The following is a 23,394-nucleotide window of genomic DNA, read 5'->3' as shown; positions in this document are numbered from 1 at the left end:
TTTAAAATCATTAACTCTCACATATCATGAAAGACGACTTATTCCTTGTGTTTGTTGTGGTTATTGTGATTCCAGGTGTAAAAACGCAAACCATAAGCAGGTTTCTGTAACCATAAAAATGGAGAGTGTTTCAAATTGTCCAATCACACACATCCCATTGTCACCGCTTAGGCACCAAAAGTGCAGGGCGGATGAAATGTCAAGGCCAAGCACCATTAAAAAACAAAACACAAATGCTTTGTTCATACAGCTTTTACTTTTCATCCGCCGGTCGGTAACTTTGCCGGACCCGATGAAATGGGATTCCAAAAGGGATAAGAAAAGGCACGGGTGCTATGAGGAGCGAATTTCACTCCGTCTAATACAGCCGCGAGGCTGACGGCGATTGAATAAGGCGCGGTAAAACGTAGTGCAGCGACCCGTCTGCCGAAAATGACTGGCGGCACTAATATTTTTCTATCTGTTTGTGAAGCGAAAACTACTATTATCAGTTTTTAATTATAATCGGCGCTATACCTTATGAGCTTATAGCTCATAAGGTATTACTTAGGGCTTGATTTCATAGCGAATTATGTGAATTCTGTTACTTATTTACCATTACCGCCAACGCGGCTTATGCCGATGCCTGTTCTTTCCGTGCACCGCTTCATCATCTACATCACCAGTTATATTAAATTGGATTTGTTCGCTCATCAAATTTTCCGGTTGGTCAATAACAGCCTGCCTGATCAATCCTTCGTCCCATGGCAGGCCATCAGCAGAAATAGACATTTCCTTTTCCTGCGTATCCATTTCCACCCGTTCCTTTATACTGCCGTTCTTTTGCGTATTGGCATAAGCCATTGTATCTTTTAGCTGCCTGCCAAATTCAAATAAGCTATCAAACAAACTTTCGCCGCTTTGTTTAAAAGCTACGCGGTCAAACTGGCCCATCTTTTTGGAATGTTCTTCGTTTTTACCCCTTGAAGTATTCATTGGGCTAAGTTTTATCAAATTGGTCGCATCTTTCCTGGAGACGATAACTTGAATATGCATATGCTCTCCTTCTTTTCTGTCGCCGCGCTTTTTAAAGCCCTGTTTAACTTCAGGGTCATTGTAGGAATAATACCGATAGTTCTCCAACTTGGCAAACCATACCAGGTCTTCGTGGCTGTTTACTCCTTCCCGCTTAAAGTTTTGCGCATAAGCATCCATTACACGCACCGCAAAACCTTTCAGCTGATCCTTTACGCCATCATCGCTATATTGTTCCTTTAAAAAAGCGATTTCCTTTTGGCTTGGGCTGATATTGACCAGGAAGAATTTGGCATCCACTTTACCTAATTTAGCGATGTTATTGTCAATGGTTTGCATAACCAAATAAGGGTCAATATTTATTTGCCTGCCGTTAAACCAATACTCAGGTTCATTTTTCTTATCCAGCCGGTTCTCTTTTTCCAGGTAATGCACTAACCAGCTACTGCTTCCTTTATTGGCCGCTTCTTTACTGTCGCTGATATTGATAAACATAAAATACCCTTTATAATGACCGTAACTGATCTTTAACCACTGCGATTAATTCTTCCTTTTCCTTACCCAAGGTCATTATCGTAAAACTTTCCCTTGATCTGATGTAGCCCTCCAGTATCGACATGAACTGAGCCTTTAAAGTTTCCCTATTTTTTTGGCTTTGTAATATCGCTTCCATTAATTTAGCAATTTCACTGAACATAGCCGCGAGCGCATGTTGGTTATTCAATACATCTACATTATGTTGCAATACTTCTGTATTAAAAAGGTCAATGACCTGCCGCTGGGATTCACCGATTCTGTCCATTAGTGATTTCATTGGAACCAGCAACATATTTTCCTGCGTTTTGATAAAACCAATATATTGCTGGTGATTCTTCATCAGCGTGTTTTTTAATACCTCATCGTTAAGGTCTGCCGGGTCTTTTTTGCTTTTATAGAAATAATCGACCATTTGAATAAAGAGCTGGCGCTTTGTCCTGCCCAGTTTAAGTGCCAATTTCTCAAACTTCTGGTCAACCAATAGTGGGTATCTTACTGATCTTACATTTATATCTTCCATTGTTGATTATGCCTTTATATGGTTATACAGAATACTGCCAAGTATCCTTTTTCTTTTTGTTTCGCCGTGAAAAACCATTCAAAGTATCCCCGGAGGATACGCAAAACCCCCGCAGCGTAGCGTAGGGCAAGCAAAGCAGGGCTCCGCCCAGCTTCCGCTTGCTCCTTTCGATTTCTCGAAAGGACGTTGGAGTTATAAAAGTAGCCTGAGATATTGTTCCGGGAGAAAAAGTTCCGTGAGACATTTTGGTTGCCAATTGTTGAATTTCGCATGAACTTAGATAATAGGGGTTGAGGTAAACGGTGAAAGCCAATAGACAAGGCTGCCGGTCTTTGGATGAAAGGACGGTGCGTATTTTATATAGCCCCTGCCATCTAATTCCCGCATACATTTATGATAAGTGGCAACAGAGGCAATCTTACTGAAAGCCATCAGTTCCTTGCGGTTAACATTAAACGGGCTTTTAAAACCGTTCCTCTGCCAAAAGACAAACAAAGCCGCCATTAAGCTGATATGGGTAGCGAATAATGATTTATCCTTTTCCGCTTTTCGCAACAAGCTGCCAAAGGCAGCAACTTCATTCTTTAATAGAGTCATATGGTAGTAAATGTTATTTAATTGATTCGCTCCAAAGCCAGAACTTTTTCACAATGAACAAACTCACAACGAACAAATTCAGGTGCGAATAAATCTGCAGTGAACTTGTTTTGCGTGAAGAATTTCATTTGCCTTCCAATACTTTGTTAATGTCTTCCAGTTTATAATACATCATGCCGCCCACCTTGGTAAAGCGTAGGGTGCCATTGATCCGCAGGTTCTGCAAGGTGCCGGGAGAGATGCTGAGCATCTTTCGAACTTCAACGCTTTTTAGCCATTGCTTGCTTTCACCCGACCCGGGTTTCATGATTTTTTTGATCTCGTCCAAGAGCTCGCTTTTGAACTGCTTCAGATCATCTTTGGTAATTAATTCGATAGCCATCATAGGTAATTCTTAAAATAATTTGATAAATAATATCCTTTCTTTTCAGCCAGGCTTAAAAATGGCTGAACAGGTAGAGGAATAAAGGACAAACGTAAATATATGTTTTGATATTATAAAATACGTCAAAACAAATGCATAAATTTGAGCCGTTGAAATAATCTGATTTGATTAAGTTTGATAACTTTTGATTTTTGTAGTTTCAGCATCAAATCAAAGAAGTCAATCAATGACGGTCAAAAGCACTCAAAAAAAAATATTTAAAAAAAGTGTACAAGATCACTTATAAGACTTATCTGAATGACCGGTTAAAGGAAGTTGACTTTCACGGAAAGCTTACCCATCCTTTGTATGTACAAGTTACCTTTGAAAGAAAAACCATCTTTTTTAAAAGCTACTACTTTGAATTGTTCTCTAAAGCAAGGTATTTGCTCGATATCCCCGGTTTAAAACCTAAAGGGCCCGAACTCGCTGAAGTGATTGCCAGGGAAAATGTAGTGATCGACTTTATTATTGAAAGACATAAAGATGATTTCTCGTTGGAGATATTCAAGAAAGAATATGCTTACTACAGCAAAGATCTTTGTGATATCACTGAAAAAGGTTTTATGGGTTACCTTTATACTTTCTTTTGGGATGAGGGGATGCCTTTTATAGGTGAACTGATCAAATCTGGCGGCAAGGATATTGTTGCTTATGACCTATTGAGGGATTTTAAAAAGTCGATGAATAAGGTCCTTTATGATAAACTGGTGGCGAACTCTTTTCATTATTCACCGCCTTACCTTCCGCTATACGGCTTTATGACACAAACCAAAAGATGGCCGATGCTCGTCCTCACCGTGATGGAATTCGAACGGCCGGAGAATATTAAAGCTTTTATGGAATATGTGATGACTTATTACCCTAATATGCCAGCAGGGCAGCTTTTAGAACAGGTAGCTGGTTGGGAGAAGTATGTTTAAAAAGAATTTTATACGAGGGCTAATGAACAGACAGGCCATATCCAACAGTTAGGCAACCAACAGCGCTAAACCGGGCAAAAATGCAAGGGCGGTTAGTCCGCTAAAATGCAAAACACAGCTGACCGTTTATATACCCTTGCTTTTTTGACCCGGTTTGGACTACATTCGCGAACTGGTGAATATGGATTATCATTAAAGAATCGGCAAAGAAAGGTTGTTGTGAGGGAGCGAGCAACGTCCTTTCGCGGGTAAGGAAAGCTGTTTCCGCCATGCAGCATAGCGGAATGTGGAAACGGCTTTTCCTGATGGGCTCTTTACCTTCCCCTGTTAAAATCCCAACCACGATCCTCGTCGTTATCTTCATTCCTGGAATTATCTCTATATCGATCAGCGATATTGACAATAGTCTGTTCCACTCCAATAGGCAAATCAGTGCTCAAGTAAACAAGTTGTTGTTGTTTAATACTCAATAGCGGCCTGAATTGACCAAGGTCTTTTGACGCATCGATAATATCGAGTTTGTCAAACCGGCCAGCAAAGTATTCCAGGTTTTTTAATCCTTCTTCAAAGTTATAACGAATGCCACCCTCGTCAACAAAATGGCCACCTGCGTTTACACGTTGCTTAACACGGTCAATCGAAAGTTCGACATCATGCAGCGTCAGATAAATCATATTGGTATTATAACCATTTTGTTTGAAACGGGCTATGGTATCCATGAGGTCATTATCCCTGAAATTAGTCTCTATGGTAAAGTTCTGCTTGTTTTTGATCGCCTCTTCTACAAAGTCAAGGAATACCGATTGGACGGCGAAATGAATACTCTCAACTGGAACTTCGTCGGGTAAACGGGCCGCTACACGGGCTTTTATGATGTCTGCATCAAATACAAAAGCTCCTTTAGGCGATAAACCTCCGCTATAGGTAGATTTACCAGCACCGTTCGGACCCCCGACAATTAATAATTGCGGGTTCTCTGATGGCATGACTATAATATTTTGACCAGATGCGCCTCGCCGTTTTCTAATTTAACCAGTTCTTTTCTGTCGCGGTAGGCATGGATAGCATAGCTGGCATCCGGGCAAAGCGTTTCATCGTAGTAGGTAAGATAGCTGTTTTTAGCCCATGTGTCTTTGATAACCTTTTCAGTTATATGTTGCAGCCGCATTCTAAGTTCTTCGGTTGACAGCCCGATAGCCGGAAGAGATCGTGGATCGTTTGTGGTCGTACTGCCCATGGTTTGATGTAATGTTCTCATACAAATATAATTAAATTTTAAAAAAGATTAATTGTTTGATTATGCCTTTGCGTATTTCTGTTTAAGGAGTGCCATATCCTGACCAACCTTAAGGTCTAATACCTTTGCGTAGTGTTGTGTGGTTTTGATGTTCGTATGCCCCAGCATTTTACTTACACTTTCAATGGGAACGCCATTTGATAGCGTCACTGTCGTTGCAAAAGTGTGCCGGGCGATATGGAAGGTAAGTGAGCGGTTAATGCCACAAATACCTGCAATCTCCTTGAGATAGGCATTCATTTTTTGATTAGACATGACCGGTAAGGCTCTATTTTTATTGACGCAAACAGGGTGGTCAGCATATTTCTTCAAAATGCTTAAAGCGGAGGGCAGCAAAGGAATATGGGTAAGCGTATCGGTCTTTTTCCTTTTCGCATAAATCCACATCTCTCCATCAGGCCCCTTTACGATTTCGGTACGGGTTAATTTACTTACGTCTGCGTAAGCCATACCGGTAAAACAACTGAAAAGAAAAATATCCCTGACCTGGCTTACCCTGTCAATTTCCAGCACTTTATCTGCTAAAGATTGCAATTCTTCCTGGTTCAGAAATGTCCGGTCTACCCGTTTAACTTTTGCTTTGTAATTTAGGAAAGGGTCTTTATCCAGCCAGCCGCTGGACAAGCATATCCGCACGATTTTTTTAAAGTTCTTGATGTACTTGACGGCAGAGTTATTAGCGCACTTGCGTTCTGATCGGAGGTAGAAATCATAATTGGAAATGAAATCATGATCGATCTGCTTAACGTCGATGTCACCAACACTATATTTCCAATTCAAAAAATTCTGTGTGTGCTTTAAAGAAGTTTTATAACGTTCTAATGTCCCGGCAGCATATTCTTTGCCAACCAATGCCGCTACTTTTTTATTATGATCTCTAAAAACGTCAAGGAGCATTTTAGATTTTTCTTCTTTGCCCAAAAATCTACTTCTTAAGCTGTCAGCAGATATCTCCTGTCCCTCTGCGGTTAATAAATGATGCGCCTCATAAACTTGTGCCTGTAAATTGTCCAGGTAAGCATTAAAGGATCGCACTTCTTCTTTAGTGCCCTTAAGTCTTCCGGCAATATTGTTCCAGCCGGATGGGTCACAAACACGGCCTGATGTAGTTTCCGCGCGTCTGCCATTAACAGTGATACGCATGTAGATCGGCACTGAGCCACTTTCGTAGTTCTTGGGCTTTTTTAAGTAAAAAAGCAAGCTAAAATTAGTTTTCATAATGTTTAAAGCATTAAAAAGTGAAACAAAATTAAGCTTGCAACCAGACCTGTACAAGATGTTCATTTATTGAACATCTTGATTATCAATAATATAGTTCGTTTTGGTGAGTAAGTAATTTATAGATTTTACTCACCGAATTACGCACCTTTTTGTTGCGAATTGACGAATAAAATAGCCATTTGACTAAAATACAAAAGCCTGCAATCTTTTGATTTGCAGGCTTTTAATGTATTTTGATATTGTAATCAGCGGAGAGCTAGGGATTCGAACCCCAGGACCTGTTACAGTCAACAGTTTTCAAGACTGCCGCAATCGACCACTCTGCCAGCTCTCCGGGGACAAAAGTACAAATCCGGGGCGAATTGCCAAACCCGATGTTAACTTTTTTTAAATTACTTGTAAACTCCTGTACGCCATTGGGTTATTTGTGCGGAATGTTCGTTTTTGCCTGCGAAATCGCTGTTTTGGGTGATCTGAAGCTATTATACCGCGGCTTAACAATGCGTATATTCCGCTTGGAAAGGTCTACACTGGCATTTAATTCAAAGCCTATGAGCAATATGAGCGAGTTTAGGTACAGGTAGATCATTACTACGATGAGCGTACCAATGGAACCATAAACCTTATTGTATGATGAGAAATTGTTGGTGTAATAGGTAAAGCCGATAGAGGTTAATATGGCCAGTGAGGTGGCTAAAATAGAGCCCGGGTTAATAAACTTCCACTTGCGTTTGTTAGACGGGCCGTAACGGTACAAAATACAAATGCTGACGAAAAATATCACCAGTATAATTATCCAGCGCGACAACGCGATAAGGTAAAACCAATAGTGCGAATTGCTGTAAAATTTATCTTGTATAAAGCCAATAACCGCCTGCCCGGCTATCATAATTACAATAGCTATAAGCAGCGCAATACTTATAACTACGGTAAGTAAAAGCGCTATAACGCGCCTTTTAAGCCAGGTGCGGGTTTCTAATATCAGCGATGATTTGTTAAAGGCCTGCATCAGGTTACTAACGCCGTTTGTAGCAAAGTATAGGGCCGTTATAAAACCAATAGAAAGCAATTTGCCGTTTTGGTTCTTAATGATGTCTTCAATGGTAGTTTTAAATGCTTCGTAAGCGTTTGTAGGCATTATCTCCGCAAAAACACTAAGCAGGTCTCGCTGGAAATCGGTTACCGGGATATAGGCGATCAGCGTAAATAAAAAGATGATGGCCGGGAACAGCGCCAGCATAAAATTATAGGCTAATGCAGCCGCGCGGTTGGTAAGCGACGTTTTTTGGATCTCCTCTATAAAGAAAATAATCACTGTATACAATGGCAGGGGCCTGAACCCCGGGATGTAAACTGATTTTGCCCAGTCGGTTATGTAGTGATAAAACTTAAAATGGCTTAAAAAGCGGTGTATCCATTTCATTATGGATAAAATTACTCAAAAAAAGGCTTTAATTTATCAATAAATTCCTGTGGTGGCAGGCAGGGGCGGTTTGTTTTCATGTTGATGAAGGCCAGCAAGGTTTCGCCGATGTGTATCAGTTCCTGTTTTTCGTTAAAAAGCTCGTACTTAAAATGGATCTTCACACCCGGCATTTTCGCCATAGATACGTTGATGGTGATCTCTTCGTCGTACCGGGCGGGTTTCAGGTATTTGCAATTCAACTCCAATACGGGCATCATTATCCCCGATGCCTCCATGCCGCTGTAAGTTAGCCCGAGGCTGCGGAGCATCTCTACCCGGCCCACCTCAAAAAATTCGGCATAGTTGCCATAATACATATAACCCATCTGGTCGGTTTCGCCGTAGCGCACCCTTAGTTTGGTAGCGTACTGAAACATTAGCGGTATATGTGCCTTTGGTTTAGCGCTTCCTGAAATTTGTGGGCGTTTATTAAATGCTGTGCCTCGTTGTTCGCAAAGTTGTGATAGCCCGAAAAATCTTCCTTGGCGCACATGTACAGGTAATCGTTGTGCTGGTAATCCAGTACCGAATTGATGGCGTTGATGGATGGCATCATAATAGGGCCGGGGGGCAAGCCTGCATACATATAAGTATTGTAGGGCGAATCCTTCATCAGATCTTTCCTTAATACACGTTTGATGGTGAAGTCGCCAACGGCAAATATTACGGTAGGATCTGTTTCCAGTTTCATGCCCTTTTTAAGGCGGTTAAGGTACAAACCGGCTACGGCTGGCATATCATCATCATGCAGTGCCTCGGCATCTACAACGGCAGCTAAAATAGATACCTGCTGTTGTGTAAGGTTAATGGCGGCGGCCTTTGCTTTGCGTTCCGGTGTCCAGAATTTTTGGTAGTTGGCATACATCCGGTCAAAGAATTTCCCCGGCGTGGTGTTCCAATAAAACTCATAAGAATTTGGGAGGAACATGGTATACACGTTCTCGGTTGTAAAGCCGTATTTTTCTACAAAGGCGGTAGAATCCAGCAGGCGCAGCATCGATACCGAATCTGTTTCCAGTTTTTTGGCCACAAAGCCCGCAAACTGTTGCTTTAACCTGATGTTGTGGATAGCCAGTTTCACCGGTTCCTGATTGCCCGATTTTAGCATATTGATCAACGAACGGTTGCTCATGCCCGAGGTTAAGCGGTATTTGCCCGGTTTCACCCGTGTAACGTAATTCATGTTATGAGCTGCCCACATAAAAGTGGTGGTATCCTTAACAATACCCTTGTCTATAATGGTTTTATAAACTTCGTTAAAATCCGACCCGGTGCGGATGTACAGGTATTCCTGTTTATCGCTTACGTTGGGGCCAAAGTAGCGCAGATAGTAAAATACGCCTGTGCCTGCAAGCGATATGATGATGATAAGCACCAGTGCGATAATGAATTTTTTTAACGCCCCGCCCGAAGGCTTTTTTTGTTCTGACATAGAAGATATGGTTGGGAGATGTGTTTTACTTGTTGTTTAATTTTTGCAAAGCTATTAATCCGCCTTTTAAATTCAGCACATTTTGATAGCCTAAAGCGCTTAAAATACCCTGCGCGTTATCGCTGCGGATACCCGCGCTACAAATAACGATTACCTCATCCGTTTTGTTGTAATTAACCAGGTTGATATTGGCCGCGAGTTTGGATACAGGAATGTTTAACCCACCGATATTAAAGGTAGAAAATTCGATTTTTTCCCTAACATCCAGCAGGTTTAATATTTCGCCATTATTTAAACGCTGCTGCAGGGTAGCAGCATCAATTTGGCTCATTGGTTTTTTGCCCTTGTGAAACAGTAAGGTTTATGCGCGTACCGATGCTGGTTTGACTCAGCGAATCTGACCGCATGGGAGATTGGCTTACCACTACTACGTTGGTAGAATCGGTGATGCTACCTTCATAGGTGATGGTACCTATAGTTAAACCTGCTCCCTTAATAGAGAACTTGGCTGCGTCGAGGTCGAGATTGATGAGTTCGGGGATATCCACTTCGCTGGCACCTTCACCGTTACCCAATACCAGGTCTAAACGGGAGCCCTTTGGTAATTTGGTGCCCGGTTTTATTACCTGGCCGTTAAATTTAACTTCCAGCACGCGGTCGCGGGCTATATCGCTGCGGTAAATGGTATCGCCAACTTTAAGGCCGTAGTTAGATAGTGTGGCCACCGCTTCGCGATAGATGCTTTGTTCGGTGGTCAGATCGGGGAGGGCAACAGGTGGTGCCTGTTGGGTAACCATGGTAAGGTATATGGTACGGCCTTCTTTTACGTTGGTGCCGGCATCCGGGTCCTGCTCTACAATAGTGCCGGGTGTTTGATCGGGTACATAAACAGAGTCTATTTTGTAGTTAAAACCCTGTTCTTTAAGAGCTGCCATGGCTTTATCTACATCAAGCCCCTTTAGCTGGGGTACCGGGATACCGCTGCCGTGGCGAGTATAGTAACCGAGGCTGAAAAAGGCTATTAGCACAATACCGATAACGGTGGATATTACTAATAAAACAGTGTTTCTGAATTGCCTTGATTTTAAATAAGACCCGAATTTACTCATACCTGGTGATGCGATATTAAACCCAAACATAGGGGAAAAATATCGGATTTCGAATTTTCAATTTCGAATTGTTGTTGATGTTTTGGTATTAAGAGAGGGCCTCGCTACTTCGAATTTAATTGCTTTTGTTAAACGGTGATATTATCTCAATGAAGGATAATGGATTTTCAATTAGAATATTTTTCAAATAACACATACTTTTAACACATCCTAAAAAAATCGAAACGGCGTAGCCTTCTTGAGCAACAATATACAAAACAACGCGAAAAATTGAACATTCGAAATTAGAAATCAGAAAACATGAAAACCATAAACGTAGCCCTTTTGGCCGGGGGATTTTCCGGCGAATATGCAGTGTCGCTTAACAGCGCTAAAAATATAGCCGCAAACCTTGGCACTATTGATAAATATAAGGTTTACACCATCCTCATCAACCGCGATAGCTGGATTTACGAGAACAATGGTGAAAGGCTAACTGTAGACAAGAATGATTTTAGCATTACCCTGAACGGCGAGAAGATAAAATTCGATTTCGCGTTCATCACCGTACACGGCACACCCGGCGAAGATGGTAAACTGCAAGGCTATTTTGACATGATAGGCATCCCGTACAATACCTGCGATGCTACCACATCGGCTATTACCATGAACAAGGCCTACACCAAAGCCATTGTGAATGGCATCCATGGCTTGCATACTGCAAAATCCATGCAGCTACACCAACGCGATATGCATGATACGGCTACTATTGCCTCCACGCTTAAATTTCCGCTGTTCATCAAACCAAACAATGGCGGCAGTAGCGTAGGCATGAGTAAAGTACACAACGTTGGCGGCTTGCAGGGGGCTATCGACAAAGCCTTCCACGAAGACAGCCAGATATTGATTGAAGAGTTTATTAAAGGCCGCGAGTTTAGCATAGGTATTGCCCGCCTTAAAGGCAAAATAAGGGTACTGCCGGCTACTGAATTGATCACCTCCAAGGAATTTTTTGATTACGAGGCTAAATATAGTCCCGGTTTTACCGAGGAAATTACCCCGGCCGACCTCCCCGCCGAAAAGGCGCGCGAAATAGCCGAAATAGTAACCCAGGTATATATACGCCTTAACTGCCGCGGCATGGTAAGGGTCGATTTTATCCTGCTGGAAGGCTCACAGGATTTTAACTTCATCGAGATCAACACCACACCGGGGCAGTCATCTGCGAGTTTAATACCACAGCAGGTAAGAGCGGCAGGTATGAGTGTTCCTGAGTTTTATAGCGAACTGATAGAGGGGGCGATGTAGCAAATTTTAACAAATAGCATAAAAATAGAGCCTTGGTTTTGCAAAAAGCCAGGGCTCTATTTTTATTTTACAATTGGCTCATCATAAATGTTTATTGGTATAAAAATTGTTGAGATAAAATGCTGATTTAAATAGCTCATTTGTAACTATTTGCGGTGCCCAAGCGTCCTATTTACCGTAACAACCTATCAAAGCCATGAACAGTCTTAAGAACAACGCCCGTAAATTGAATAACGCCTTAACCAGGCGCGTCATCGACCTGCACGACAAAGGTTACACCCATGATTTTTTGCCGATGGATGGTCAGCATTTTTTATGCCTGCAGGATAGCGTAGATTTTTCTGTAGAGGACCTGAACATACAGGTTATTGACCATGGATTTGACCAGTTAAGCAAAACCTATAAGTATATCCACACCATAGAAACCATCAATGGCTCAAAAGGCTTACTGGTAAGTGATGTGAATTGCTGCGGTGATGTTATACTGGCGAATTAAACTTTGGATGTGCAGATAGTTTTATTGGCTTTGAGTTTTTTCATTTGCATATATGCACATTTGAAATCTGCACATCAGATGCCATAGTGCGCAATTACATCCTCCGGTACTTTAGTGCCGCGGCCCGTGGCCATATCAATCATTACGTAATCGAAGTAGCCATCGCAGCATACCTTTTTGGTGGCTTTGTTGGTGATGGTGAAGGCTACACGGCAACCTTTGTCGTTGATGCTTTCGATGCCGGTGCGCACTAAAAAGTAATCACCCATTACCAGGGCGCGTTTATAGTCCATATATACGGCGCGCACTACCCAGCCAAAGCCGCGTTCCATAAATTTCTCCATGGCCATGCCATAGCAGGTTTCCATTTGCTCGTAACGGGCCGCCAGCACGTAATCAAAATACTTGCTGTTGTGCACATGCCTAAACATGTCGATATCATCGGGGCGTACGCGGTGCTCAGTTTCGAAGGTGGAGTAGGGCATTCTTTTAAGTAAAAAGTTAAAAGTCAAAAGTAAGAACTTAGAAGTCGATAAAAGTTCCCTGTAGATGATTTCCTGCGTTAGTTGTTTCTTATTTAAAGGTCACCACATAATCTTGCAGGCACCTTACCGAGTATGCATTTTGTTTTGGTGCGCTCTCTATGCCCACCAGCGAATTTTCAACTAAAAGAGTACCCAACCCAAGTGTGCTGTTAAATTCCCCGGCTATCCAAAACTTAGACGTTTTGTTTAGGCCATTAAAAGTAAATTTACCCGTAGTTAAGTCTCTGGTATAAACACCGCCTAATAATGCATTAAAGTCTGTAGCATTATTTGCAGACTGGCGCAGGGCAGGCCCTGTATTATCCCTGCCGCCAAAGTGGGTGAAAAGTGCAATCCATTCTTCATCTTCAGATATATGCCAGCCCGCCGGTGCCAGGCCAATTTTGTTTGTCGTGGCATACCAGTTATAAAGTCGCCCGTAGGTTTTGTTAGCGGGGTCGTTGTTATAAATAGTTTGGGCACCTGCGGTTAAAGCACCCCATCCGGTAATGCCATCGTCTGCGCTATAGGTTATAGCGCTCCCGTCCCGGTATTTGGTTGTAACCAGGTTTTGCCCAAGCCAAATTTGATTACCTACGGTTACGGCGGTATATATATTATTATCAGCGTCGGTTATCGGTTTTGTAATTGGGGTAACAGCCGAGGTCAGCACAAGTGTATCGGCAACAGTACTATAACCGGTCGTGGCTTCCTGGCGTGCTATTATAAACACCTGGCCAATTCCTACAACTTTTAGGGTGTCGTTACTCACTTTTGCCACAAGCGGGTTGCCCGAGCTAAATACAAATTTAGAGGGGTTATTACTAACGGGGGCCACAATATGATAAGTTATACCACTTAAAAAAACAGGGGCATTGAATTTACCGGTAATGGTTTGCTTAGGTGCCACATTAAAGCTTGCAGTTATGCTGGCCGCCGCAAAGTTGCCTGATGCGGCCTGGCTTGCAGTTATCACCGTTGTGCCACTGCCTTTAACAATAATTTTATTGCCATCTGTTTGGGCTACCAACAAGTTGCTACTGGTGTAGATAAATGCCCCTGTACTGTTACTTTTGGGTGCGGTAATTATAAAATCGGCATCGCCAAATGTTTTTGGATTGATACCAAAATCTGTTAAAGTTGGCAAAACCTTTGTTGTATCGTTAATTACCGGGTCTGTTTTAAATGGGGTTGGAGTCGGCCCATCTTTTTTTGTTGCACACGAGTAAATTATCGTACTAAGCAGAATCAGTAAATAGTTTCTAACTTTCATCAGGCTTTGGTTTTACCAAATATAAGTTTTTGATAAAGCAACGCCTAATAAATATTAGTACTAATTGCCTTTGTACGTAACAATACGCAAGGTGTTATGTGTTATGTGTTAAGTTTATTAAACACCTGTAAAAACCGGCTGTATCGCCCGCGAAATTCTTTTGGCTAAAGGTTTTAAACTTCAAACTAAAACACTTACCTTTGCGCCACAATTAATAGAATTTTAAACACTTTAATATTATTTACGTAATGTATTTAAGTACAGAAGCAAAGGCAGAGATCTTTGCAAAGCACGGTAAAAGTGCCGCCGATACAGGTACAACCGAAGGACAAGTTGCTTTATTCACTTACCGTATAGCGCACTTAACCGGTCACCTTAAGAAAAATAAACACGATTTTTCTACCCAGTTATCGCTACAAAAATTAGTAGGTAAACGCCGCGGATTGCTGGCATACCTGTTCAAAAAAGATATCAACAGGTATCGTGCTATCATCAAGGCCTTAGCGCTGAGGGATATCATCAAGTAATCCTCCTGAATATTTTTCAAAAAGCCGTCCGCATTATGCTGGATGGCTTTTTACTTTTTGAAACCATGAGTTGCTGCCCCTTATAAACCTATAAAACCAGCCAAAATAGCTTCAAAAGCCGCGAGAGAAACCGGCAAAAACATACGCATCGAAACAATATACACACACATAAAAACCGGGGTGCTCCTGAAGATGAAAAGTACCCCACAACACAAAAAAGATGAGTTTAAACGTAATTAAAAAGGTAATTGATTTAGGTGACGGCCGCACCATTGAGATCGAAACCGGTAAACTGGCCAAACAGGCAGATGGCTCTGTAGTAATTAAGATGGGTGATACCATGTTGCTTGCTACCGTAGTATCATCACCAGACGCAAAAGAGGGCATTGATTTCTTACCTCTTTCTGTAGATTATCAAGAGAAATACGCTTCCACCGGCCGTATCCCGGGTGGTTTTTTACGCCGTGAGGCACGTTTGTCAGACTACGAGGTTTTGATCTCCCGTTTGGTTGACCGCGCATTGCGCCCAATGTTCCCGGAAGATTATCACGCTGATACACAAGTGATGATCTCCTTAATTTCTGCCGATAAAGACATTATGCCGGATGCGCTGGCAGGTTTAGCAGCTTCTGCGGCATTATCTGTTTCTGATATCCCTTTCAACGGGCCGATATCTGAAGTACGCGTTGCTAAAGTTGATGGTAAATTGGTTATTAACCCAACCCTTACCCAGTTAAAAACTGCAACCCTTGAGTTTATTGTAGCAGGTAACCAGCACGACATCAACATGGTGGAAGGTGAAAGTGCCGAGATACAGGAAGCTGAACTGGTTGAAGCTATTAAATTTGCACACACTGCTATCAAAATACAGTGTTTAGCGCAAATTGAACTGGCCGAAGAAGTTGGTAAAACCGTTAAACGTACCTACAGCCACGAGCACAGTAACGAAGACCTTAAGAAAGCGATCTACGAAGCTACTTACCAGCAGGTTTATGATATCGCATCTTCTGCATCTGCAAAAGATGAGCGTTCTGTTAAATTCAAAGAAGTACGTGATGCTTACATCGCTACTTTAGGCGAAATTGACGATATCACTAAATCGTTAGCTAAAAAATACTACCACGATGTTGAATACGATGCCATCCGTAACCTTGTTTTGGATGAAGGCAAACGTTTAGACGGCCGCCATACCAAAGAAATTCGTTCTATCTGGAGCGAAGTTGGTTACCTGCCATCTGCACACGGTTCTGCTGTGTTTACCCGTGGCGAAACCCAGGCATTAACCACCGTTACCTTAGGCGCTAAGGACGATGAGCAAATGATAGATGGTGCTTTCATCAACGGTTACCAAAAATTCCTGTTACACTACAATTTCCCTGGTTTCTCTACCGGTGAGGTTCGTCCGAACAGGGGTGCTGGTCGCCGCGAAATTGGCCACGGTAACCTGGCTATGCGTTCGTTAAAACGTGTGTTACCACACGAAGATGAGAACCCTTACACTATCCGTATCGTTTCTGATATCCTTGAATCTAACGGGTCATCATCAATGGCTACGGTTTGTGCCGGTACATTGGCTTTGATGGATGCAGGTGTTAAAATATCTAACCCGGTATCTGGTATCGCGATGGGATTGATCACCAACGAAATGGGTACTAAATACGCTATCCTTTCGGATATCCTTGGCGATGAAGATCACTTAGGTGATATGGACTTTAAAGTAACCGGTACCAAAAACGGTATTGTTGCTGTACAGATGGACTTGAAAATAAACGGTCTTTCTTACGAAGTTCTTACCAACGCTTTAGACCAGGCAAAAGAAGGCCGCTTACATATCCTTGGCGAAATGGCAAAAACCATTACCGCGCCACGCGAAGATTACAAACCACACGCTCCACGTATCGTTACCATTAAAATCGACAAAGAATTTATTGGTGCAGTTATCGGGCCCGGCGGTAAGATCATCCAGGAAATGCAACGTGAAACTGGTGCCACTATCTCTATCGAAGAGAAGGACAACCAGGGTATAGTACAGGTATTTGCCGATAACAAAGCTTCTATCGACGCGGCTTTAACCCGTATCCGCAACATTGCTTCTAAACCAGAAGTTGGCGAGATCTACGAAGGTAAAGTGAAATCAATTATGCCGTTTGGTGCATTTGTTGAGATCATGCCGGGTAAAGATGGCTTGTTACACATATCTGAAATTGATCACCGCAGAATTGAGACCATGGATGGTATCTTTAATGTAGGCGACGAAGTACGTGTAAAACTGCTTGATGTTGATAAGCAAGGTAAGTTGAAACTTTCTCGTAAGGTTTTACTGCCAAGACCAGATTCAAGCAAATGATTTTTTTTAATTAAATAGCAAAACCCTCCCAAAAGAGGGTTTTGCTATTTAAATTGAATTTTTTGGAAAAAAATCAAAACAAAATGCAAATCTTAGCGGTTGCTTAGGCTTAAGTATAGTTATATCGAGAAACATTTAGCCGGATCTTTGTTTTGCAAATGACATCTACAACCAACGATCCTTTAGGTTTTCTCAATAATTCGCGTGGCATGGGGGACGGGCAGCAAACCGACCTGATACAGCAATTATTGTACGAAATTATAAGGGTTAAAGAGCTTATTACTTATTACGATTCTATCCCGAACGGGGCAGGGCAACTCGGCTCTTCTATTTTGAACGAGTTAGTCACCGAAGCCTACAATTCCCTTGTTAATTACGATACCGTACTGATGAAGAAATACTACGATCTGCTGCTGAATTGCGATTAGTATTAGCTTTATATACCTTCCAGCACCTTCTCTCTCAATTCCTGCGAAATTTGGTCGGTCACTTCCATAATATGATCAGCAACGTGGCCATTGTTTACCACAATTTTATCGCACTGGTTACGGTGGGGCAGCAGGTACTCTTTATAAGCCGGTACAACGTGGTTTACCCATTTGTAATAGGCGTCTTCGTTAGAGTAGCCGCGTTCAGCCAGGTCGCGCTTTAGGCGGCGTCGCAGGGCAATGTCTTCATCGGCTTCAATGAAGATAGTCATATCCAGGTCGTTGGCTATTTTTTGGAAGTGAAGGATGAACAAACCTTCCACAATAATGATAGGGGCGGACTTTATCTCCAATATCTTAGGGACGATATCGGGATTATTAAAAGTATATTCCTTTTGGTAAACGGTTTCCCAGCGCATCAGCTTGCTGATGTCGCTTTCAAACAGTTCGGCATCAATGGTGCTTGGCAAGTCGAAGTTGTAGAGTTTATTCTCCTCCTTGGTCATATTATGCGCCACGGGGATATAATAATCATCCTGGGATACCAGGCACACTTCTTCAGGTGTAAAATGCGCTAAAAAGCAATTCAAAAAAAAGGTTTTGCCACTTCCGCTTCCGCCGGCAATACCAATTACGTAAGGTTTATTCATTAGGAGTACCGTAACTAATGGTTACATGAAAACGTTTGTCTATAGCGCCGATAGATTCAGCAATATTTTTGGTCATTACGATCATTACGCCTTGAGTAGACTGGTTATCAGTAAAACGACCCACTACTTTGGCAAAGGTGCTTTTACCCGTCATAGGATTGGTAATGCGCATCACCGTGCCAATAGGGGCGGTACGGTGTAATATCAATTTTTTATTAGGGTCCAGGCTGGCATCATCTATCCAGGTGGCTACGCCTTTTTCGTTCTTTTCAAACAATCCGTATTTGCTGGTACCGGCGCGTTTATCTGCCAATGAATCTGCCGGGGATGCCACGTAGGTACTATCGCGTTTTGCAAGCGCGGAATCAATAGGATGGGCAACAGGCGGTGGCGGCGGGGTAGCAGGCACACCCGAACGGATGGTTAATATCTGGCCCGGTACAATGGTGCTTGTTAGTTTATTGGTGGCCGTAATATCATCTACCGTAGTGCCAAAACGTTTGGCAATGGAATAAAGCGTTTCCCCGGCACCTACCTTGTACTGCTGTACGGTAATGCCGCTTACGTTGCTATTGGCAACTTCCTGGGCTGTTTTTTGCTCCACCTTTTGCTCGGCTGGTTTTACAGCAGGCGGCTGATTGGCTGCAGGTTGCGTAGTTACTACCGGCGTATTAACAGGCGGGGTAGTACTTACCGGCTGTTGTACCACAGGTTTGGTTACCAGCTGCTGTACCACCGGCTTGGTTTGCGGCTGTTGTGCAGGTGTAGTAGTTACTACAGCGGGTGCAGGTACATCGCCGCTAAAAGGGCGCTCAGTAGGTACTTTTATGATCTTGCCAATTTGCATACTGGCGTTGCTGTTAAACTCAATAATGGTTTTTGGGGCAACGCCGTATTTGCGGCCAATAGAGTAGTAATTATCTTTCGGGTCCAGCTTGTGCAGGATCACTTTCTTGCCGTTTAAGTTCTCCACACCAATGGAATCAATCAGCGGGCGGGCAAACAGCGATGCTGAAAGCGTGGTAAGTATGGTAGATAGTAACAGTGCCTTTAATTTCATAATTGATTATTATACAGTATTTTAGAGGGGTAATACAATAATTTCTGTTTTATTTTTAATGTATACCAGGGCATTTTTATGTAATACAAACGCCTCGGGTTGTAATTTTTGTATACCGGTGTTCAATAAATCGGTATACAACACTTCAATACCATCCATAATATAGATGTGCTGTTGCAGCACACCGTTTTTTAAAGCGTGCAAAGATACAATTCTATAATTATTGTGATTAAGGTAATGCACTATATTTCCAACAAGCTCGGCGGGTAACATCCCCGGAACAAATTGGCTTGCAGATGATATTGCAGGTATGACTATACTATTGGGCAAAGGTTTATCCGCACCCTCGTAACCACGCAGCACCTGCCCGGTTTTAATATCTGCCAGCAATAATTTTTTAGGCTGAAGGCTGGTGTTGTAAACCACCGGCCCGTTAATGCCGAGATGATCAAACGCATAGCTGTAATTGCTCCAAAGCTGTGCCGCGTTATTGGCATCAATGGCGATGATGCCTTTATGCTCGGGGCCGCTCTCGTGCTTGTAATAATGGAATAATGCGACGCCATTATGAACAGCTTCGATACCCGTAAGCCAGCGTTCATCCGTTTTAAAAGCCTCAAAATAAATTTCGCCTGTGTTGAGGTTGAGGGACGCGAAACTCACCTGTTTATCGGTTTGGTTGCGGACCTCTACCACCATTACATCGGTAAGCTCGTCTATCTCCATCCGCCAGATGGTGCCGCCGAATTGATGGCTGATTAATGGTTGCAAAATTGTCATTTATGCTGCAAATATGCTTAATTATATTAAAAACGCTACCTTTATAAACGCAAAACAAGCATCAGCGGAGCCAAAACATTTCCCGTGAAATTCCTATCAAGGCTCCTTCATTGTAATGTAAACAACACAATTTAAATAAACAATGCCGTTAAAGGCCTTGTTATCAAACCCGAAACATATACACAATTACACTATGGACGCTAAAGAGATCAGCTTAGAAGAAAAAAAGGTAAAACCGGTTGTAGACCACCTGAACGACCTGTTGGCCAACTACCACATCCACTATCAAAAATTACGTGGTTGCCACTGGAATGTAAAAGGAAAAAGCTTTTTTACCCTGCACGTAAAGTTTGAAGAACTATACACCGTGGCCCTTACTACGATAGACGAATTAGCCGAACGTATCCTCACACTGGGCAAACCACCGTACAGCACCTTTAAGGACTACATCAGCCAATCGACCTTAAAAGAAATAAACACGATAGGTATGCTGGATACCGATATGGTGAAGGCGATCATTGAAGATATGGCCAGCCTGATAGAGATGGAGCGCGAGATACTGGAGATAACCGACAAAGCCGGAGACGATGGCACCAACGACATGGTGAACCGCTTTATGCAGTTCAAGGAGAAAAATACCTGGATGCTTCGCTCGTTTGTGAATGAAGATTAAGTAATTTATGAGTGAAAATAAATATGGTGGGATGACCGTAAACGAACGCTTATATTTAAGCGGTTTGATGGCGAAGTTTGATCAAGCAGTAGCTGAAAAACAAGTTGATTTAGTTATCTCAATTCTTAAAGAAGTTGAACTTACAGCCTTTAAATATCGATTCGATTTTGAAATTTAATAAATTGATAGATTAAGCAATAAATATTAAGCATAAAAAAAGCGATGAGATTACCTCATCGCTTTTTTTGGTGAATTGAGTTCTGTCTCAAATCTCACATCTACTATCTCGAATCTTAAAAGCGGTATCCCAAAGTTAAAAAGCCGTTATTGTTGGTTCTGTTTAGCAAGGCGCTTGGGCTTGCTGTGCCTATTTCATAAGGGAATACCGTTTGGGTGCCTGTTGCGCGGGTGTAAGTAGCATCAACATAATAGGCACCAAAACGCAGGCCTACGCCGCCGCTTACGGTTTTAATGTCGCTTGCGTTATCATCACGGCGGGCTTTACCTTGTATACCGTATCCACCGCGCAGTAAAAAGAAACTGGTTAAACGTGCTTCGGCACCAAGATGGTAGTTTACGGCTGATTGATATAAAGTGCGGATGGAAGCATTGTCGCCTGTTGCGTCAAAATTAGAGTCGCTGCTGATATGGGTGCTGCTGTAATCTACATATTCAATATCGCCGGTAATAAAACCAAACGACTTGATAAATACCGACGCGCCACCTGCAAATTTCCATGGCGTACGCATGTTATACGTTAATGAGTAATTCTGCGGGCCATCTTCAAAACGGCTGCCATTGCTAATGTTTGTTGCAAGGCTTTCGCTGTACGAATCGTCGATAGTATAATAGGTAGGGGAGTTGATTACCGCACCTAAACGCAATGCGTCAACAGGTTTAAATATCACACCCAACCTGCCTGCAAAGCCGGAGCCGCGGGTGGTTTGATCCTGCGAAAATTTGGAACTGTAATCGCGGGTTACCGCTACAGGCGTAGGGGTTCCTTCTAATACAGATAATGCCCCATCCTCATAAAAATTGCTAAATGAGTTAAAGCGTACATCGGTAAAGCTTACGCCCAAACCAATGTAAAACTTATTGCTGTAATTGGCACCGAAGGCAAAATCTAAAGCCGACTGGCCACCCGTGCGGGTAACAATACTCTGCTGATCTACACCCGGGAACGCGTTACTTTTATAGTTTGGACTGGCATTTGTGCCATAATTGTCTATCAGGTTATGGTCGTAAGCATTACCTGCTAAAGTACCTACATCAATACCGTATAAATTTGCCTGGCTGGCGTAATAATCGTTAATGGAGTTTGTACCGTTGCTGCCAGCGTAATTAATGTTCTCGTAAAAGTTATTGGTACGGCTGTAACCGCCGCCGTAGTTAAAGCTCAACCAGCCTTTGTTTTTGTCGGCACCTTTTGGCCGGTTTAATTGCTGGTAAATTACAAAAGCAGCGTGGTTTAAATTTCCGGATGTTTTGGTATCCATACCATGTGTACTCTGGTAGGTCGATTTTATTTTGATATCGTTATATTCCGGGGTGATGCTCAGTTCAGATTTGGTAAAGAAACCAAGGCCGGCAGGATTACCGCTTACCGAGCTCAGATCGCCGCCAATGGCTGTACCCGCATTACCAACTGCTTTAATACGGGCGGTAGAGCCTGTTTGCGCGCCTGAAAACCGGATGGCATCCTGCGAATATTGAGCAAAACTATTTTTAGTGACCGCTACTATAGCGATCACACTGAGTAGATATTTTATTTTCATAAACTTTAGGTGTGTAAAAATGAATTATGGTCTTGTTGGCCTGCCGCCACCACCTCCGCCGCCGCCTGATCCGCTGCTGCTACCACCGCCGCCACTGTTTGATGGAGGAGGAGAGTAAGATGGCTGCCTGTCTGGCTGGCGTTCCTGGGTTGCCGGCCTTTGCTGCGGCTGGTAACTTTGGCCGCTTTCGCCACGCGCTGCCCTGGTAGGGCGCGAATTGCTGTAGCCGCCATTACTGTAGCCGCCTGTACCGTTAGGGCGTACACCGCCGCCGTTGCCGCCGGCCCTGTTTGGCCTGTTAGGATAATAACCAATACCATTATTGGCGGTGCCAGTGTAGCCTATGCCATTGCGACCGCTTACACCAATGCCGCGCGGGCTGCCGTTACCCCTGTTTGGGCGTGGAGTACCATAACTGCTGTTTGCCGATACTCCGCCCCAGTATTGGCCTCCATAGCCGTAACCATAGCCAGTACCGTAGTAAGAATATGGCGAGTATCCGTAACCACCATAGCCGCCGTATCCGTAATAACCACCGTAGCCATAGCCTCCATAACCGCCCCAGCCGTAACCGGCATAAGGCGAAAATGCGCCGTAACCGTAACCAACGCCGCCGTAAAAGCCATTGTAACCGCCGAAGCCGAGGCCTATATTAAAACCGTAGTTGCCGTAATTGTATGGGTTGTATGCCCCGTAGTAGCTATCGTAATAGCTAAAGGGCGAATAATATCCAAAACGGTTTATACGCGATGAGTAATCGTCATAATAGTAGTAATCATCGTCGCCTTCCTCCTGGTATGCAGCGTCTTGGTCCTGGCGATACACGGGTTTTTGCGCAACGTATTCGGGCTCGTCGCCGGCCGTAGCCTGCGAAAAGTATACGTCGTCGCTATTTTTTTGATTGGATGCGGTTTTGTTAACGGAGCAGGAACTCAGCGCCATGGCGCCGATCATTGTGATTCCTAAGAGTAGGTTCCTTTTCATTTTGAAGAGAGTATAAAGTTCGAGTTCAAATAAACGTATAAATTTATA

General features: G+C 43.0%; 27 protein-coding genes and 1 tRNA gene. 8 read left to right on the top strand and 20 right to left on the bottom strand.

From position 1 onward, the window contains the following. Positions 1–597: 597 nt before the first annotated feature. From EPL05_RS23705 to EPL05_RS23690, 4 genes are all read right to left on the bottom strand, one after another. Positions 598–1,509, bottom strand: coding sequence for a DUF5712 family protein (locus tag EPL05_RS23705; protein ID WP_128536472.1), 912 nt, complete (start codon positions 1,507–1,509; stop codon positions 598–600). A gap of 10 nt (positions 1,510–1,519) precedes the next feature. After that, positions 1,520–2,071 carry a BfmA/BtgA family mobilization protein gene (locus tag EPL05_RS23700; protein WP_128536471.1) on the bottom strand — a complete coding sequence of 184 codons (552 nt, stop codon included), beginning with the start codon at positions 2,069–2,071 and terminating at the stop codon, positions 1,520–1,522. A 276-nt stretch (positions 2,072–2,347) separates the two neighbouring features. After that, on the bottom strand, positions 2,348–2,668 hold the full coding sequence (locus tag EPL05_RS23695; protein ID WP_128536470.1) for a hypothetical protein: 321 nt from the start codon (positions 2,666–2,668) through the stop codon (positions 2,348–2,350). Positions 2,669–2,792: 124 nt separating this feature from the next. After that, positions 2,793–3,050 (bottom strand): helix-turn-helix domain-containing protein, encoded by a 258-nt coding sequence (locus EPL05_RS23690; protein WP_128536500.1) that lies wholly within the window; start codon positions 3,048–3,050, stop codon positions 2,793–2,795. A gap of 269 nt (positions 3,051–3,319) precedes the next feature. Between EPL05_RS23690 and EPL05_RS23685 the strand changes: the two genes are divergently transcribed. Further along, positions 3,320–4,015, top strand: coding sequence for a hypothetical protein (locus EPL05_RS23685; RefSeq protein WP_128536469.1), 696 nt, complete (start codon positions 3,320–3,322; stop codon positions 4,013–4,015). A gap of 314 nt (positions 4,016–4,329) precedes the next feature. Here the strand turns inward: EPL05_RS23685 and EPL05_RS23680 are convergent, their stop codons facing one another. From EPL05_RS23680 to EPL05_RS23645, 9 genes are all read right to left on the bottom strand, one after another. Continuing rightward, entirely contained in the window at positions 4,330–5,001 is a 672-nt protein-coding gene (locus tag EPL05_RS23680; RefSeq protein ID WP_128536468.1) for a zeta toxin family protein, read from the bottom strand. 2 nt (positions 5,002–5,003) lie between these two features. Beyond that, positions 5,004–5,273 carry a hypothetical protein gene (locus EPL05_RS23675; protein ID WP_128536467.1) on the bottom strand — a complete coding sequence of 90 codons (270 nt, stop codon included), beginning with the start codon at positions 5,271–5,273 and terminating at the stop codon, positions 5,004–5,006. A 39-nt stretch (positions 5,274–5,312) separates the two neighbouring features. Then, complete coding sequence (locus EPL05_RS23670) at positions 5,313–6,530, bottom strand: site-specific integrase (RefSeq protein WP_128536466.1); 1,218 nt, start codon at positions 6,528–6,530, stop codon at positions 5,313–5,315. 252 nt (positions 6,531–6,782) lie between these two features. Continuing rightward, positions 6,783–6,867: transfer RNA gene (locus EPL05_RS24140), tRNA-Ser, on the bottom strand. Positions 6,868–6,954: 87 nt separating this feature from the next. Continuing rightward, positions 6,955–7,956 (bottom strand): YihY/virulence factor BrkB family protein, encoded by a 1,002-nt coding sequence (locus tag EPL05_RS23665; RefSeq protein ID WP_128536465.1) that lies wholly within the window; start codon positions 7,954–7,956, stop codon positions 6,955–6,957. Positions 7,957–7,967: 11 nt separating this feature from the next. Continuing rightward, positions 7,968–8,375, bottom strand: a complete 408-nt coding sequence (locus EPL05_RS23660; protein ID WP_128536464.1) for an acyl-CoA thioesterase — start codon at positions 8,373–8,375, stop codon at positions 7,968–7,970. Next, positions 8,375–9,430 (bottom strand): endolytic transglycosylase MltG, encoded by a 1,056-nt coding sequence (mltG, locus tag EPL05_RS23655; RefSeq protein ID WP_128536463.1) that lies wholly within the window; start codon positions 9,428–9,430, stop codon positions 8,375–8,377. The genes EPL05_RS23660 and mltG overlap by 1 nt, the downstream gene beginning before the upstream one ends. A 25-nt stretch (positions 9,431–9,455) precedes the next feature. After that, positions 9,456–9,761, bottom strand: coding sequence for a rhodanese-like domain-containing protein (locus EPL05_RS23650; RefSeq protein WP_128536462.1), 306 nt, complete (start codon positions 9,759–9,761; stop codon positions 9,456–9,458). Further along, on the bottom strand, positions 9,748–10,539 hold the full coding sequence (locus EPL05_RS23645) for a PASTA domain-containing protein (RefSeq protein WP_128536461.1): 792 nt from the start codon (positions 10,537–10,539) through the stop codon (positions 9,748–9,750). The genes EPL05_RS23650 and EPL05_RS23645 overlap by 14 nt, the downstream gene beginning before the upstream one ends. 300 nt (positions 10,540–10,839) lie before the next feature. Between EPL05_RS23645 and EPL05_RS23640 the strand changes: the two genes are divergently transcribed. After that, complete coding sequence (locus tag EPL05_RS23640; RefSeq protein WP_128536460.1) at positions 10,840–11,826, top strand: D-alanine--D-alanine ligase; 987 nt, start codon at positions 10,840–10,842, stop codon at positions 11,824–11,826. Positions 11,827–12,022: 196 nt separating this feature from the next. Further along, a complete protein-coding gene (locus tag EPL05_RS23635) occupies positions 12,023–12,322 on the top strand; it encodes a hypothetical protein (RefSeq protein ID WP_128536459.1) in 300 nt (99 codons plus the stop codon). 74 nt (positions 12,323–12,396) lie between these two features. Here the strand turns inward: EPL05_RS23635 and EPL05_RS23630 are convergent, their stop codons facing one another. Together EPL05_RS23630 and EPL05_RS23625 are read right to left on the bottom strand one after the other, a co-directional pair. Continuing rightward, the gene (locus EPL05_RS23630; protein WP_128536458.1) at positions 12,397–12,807 is read right to left on the bottom strand and encodes an acyl-CoA thioesterase; all 411 of its coding nucleotides are present in this window, start codon (positions 12,805–12,807) and stop codon (positions 12,397–12,399) included. Positions 12,808–12,895: 88 nt separating this feature from the next. Further along, positions 12,896–14,119 carry a fibrobacter succinogenes major paralogous domain-containing protein gene (locus EPL05_RS23625; protein WP_128536457.1) on the bottom strand — a complete coding sequence of 408 codons (1,224 nt, stop codon included), beginning with the start codon at positions 14,117–14,119 and terminating at the stop codon, positions 12,896–12,898. A gap of 248 nt (positions 14,120–14,367) precedes the next feature. On the opposite strand from EPL05_RS23625, the gene rpsO reads away from it, so the two are divergent. From rpsO to EPL05_RS23610, 3 genes are all read left to right on the top strand, one after another. Next, positions 14,368–14,646 carry a 30S ribosomal protein S15 gene (gene rpsO / locus EPL05_RS23620; protein ID WP_128536456.1) on the top strand — a complete coding sequence of 93 codons (279 nt, stop codon included), beginning with the start codon at positions 14,368–14,370 and terminating at the stop codon, positions 14,644–14,646. 220 nt (positions 14,647–14,866) lie between these two features. Beyond that, positions 14,867–16,993 carry a polyribonucleotide nucleotidyltransferase gene (pnp, locus tag EPL05_RS23615; protein ID WP_128536455.1) on the top strand — a complete coding sequence of 709 codons (2,127 nt, stop codon included), beginning with the start codon at positions 14,867–14,869 and terminating at the stop codon, positions 16,991–16,993. Between the two features lie 158 nt (positions 16,994–17,151). Continuing rightward, positions 17,152–17,421 carry a hypothetical protein gene (locus tag EPL05_RS23610; protein WP_128536454.1) on the top strand — a complete coding sequence of 90 codons (270 nt, stop codon included), beginning with the start codon at positions 17,152–17,154 and terminating at the stop codon, positions 17,419–17,421. Between the two features lie 8 nt (positions 17,422–17,429). Here EPL05_RS23610 and EPL05_RS23605 read toward each other — a convergent pair whose 3' ends face one another. The 3 genes from EPL05_RS23605 to EPL05_RS23595 are packed head-to-tail and all read right to left on the bottom strand — an operon-like array spanning position 17,430 to position 19,902. Further along, positions 17,430–18,071, bottom strand: coding sequence for a uridine kinase family protein (locus EPL05_RS23605; RefSeq protein WP_128536453.1), 642 nt, complete (start codon positions 18,069–18,071; stop codon positions 17,430–17,432). Next, positions 18,064–19,131, bottom strand: a complete 1,068-nt coding sequence (locus tag EPL05_RS23600) for a DPBB and LysM peptidoglycan-binding domain-containing protein (protein WP_128536452.1) — start codon at positions 19,129–19,131, stop codon at positions 18,064–18,066. Before EPL05_RS23600 ends, EPL05_RS23605 begins: the two co-directional genes overlap by 8 nt. Before the next feature lie 21 nt (positions 19,132–19,152). Next, complete coding sequence (locus tag EPL05_RS23595) at positions 19,153–19,902, bottom strand: DUF4905 domain-containing protein (RefSeq protein ID WP_166727803.1); 750 nt, start codon at positions 19,900–19,902, stop codon at positions 19,153–19,155. Positions 19,903–20,104: 202 nt separating this feature from the next. Here EPL05_RS23595 and EPL05_RS23590 point away from each other — a divergent pair, with 202 nt between their 5' ends. Both EPL05_RS23590 and EPL05_RS24135 read left to right on the top strand, forming a co-directional pair. Beyond that, positions 20,105–20,584 carry a Dps family protein gene (locus EPL05_RS23590; RefSeq protein WP_128536450.1) on the top strand — a complete coding sequence of 160 codons (480 nt, stop codon included), beginning with the start codon at positions 20,105–20,107 and terminating at the stop codon, positions 20,582–20,584. A gap of 7 nt (positions 20,585–20,591) precedes the next feature. Further along, positions 20,592–20,762: a hypothetical protein gene (locus tag EPL05_RS24135; RefSeq protein WP_166727802.1), complete on the top strand. Its 171-nt coding sequence runs from the start codon at positions 20,592–20,594 to the stop codon at positions 20,760–20,762. 115 nt (positions 20,763–20,877) lie between these two features. Here EPL05_RS24135 and EPL05_RS23585 read toward each other — a convergent pair whose 3' ends face one another. Together EPL05_RS23585 and EPL05_RS23580 are read right to left on the bottom strand one after the other, a co-directional pair. Continuing rightward, positions 20,878–22,362, bottom strand: coding sequence for an OmpP1/FadL family transporter (locus EPL05_RS23585; RefSeq protein WP_128536449.1), 1,485 nt, complete (start codon positions 22,360–22,362; stop codon positions 20,878–20,880). A 24-nt stretch (positions 22,363–22,386) separates the two neighbouring features. After that, complete coding sequence (locus tag EPL05_RS23580; RefSeq protein ID WP_128536448.1) at positions 22,387–23,346, bottom strand: hypothetical protein; 960 nt, start codon at positions 23,344–23,346, stop codon at positions 22,387–22,389. Positions 23,347–23,394: the final 48 nt, after the last annotated feature.

The organism is Mucilaginibacter gilvus, assembly GCF_004054195.1.
In the GTDB taxonomy this organism is placed as follows: Bacteria; Bacteroidota; Bacteroidia; order Sphingobacteriales; family Sphingobacteriaceae; genus Mucilaginibacter; species Mucilaginibacter gilvus.
The sequence above is the reverse complement of the archived record's forward strand: the minus strand, read 5'-3'. Positions and strand labels throughout refer to the sequence as shown.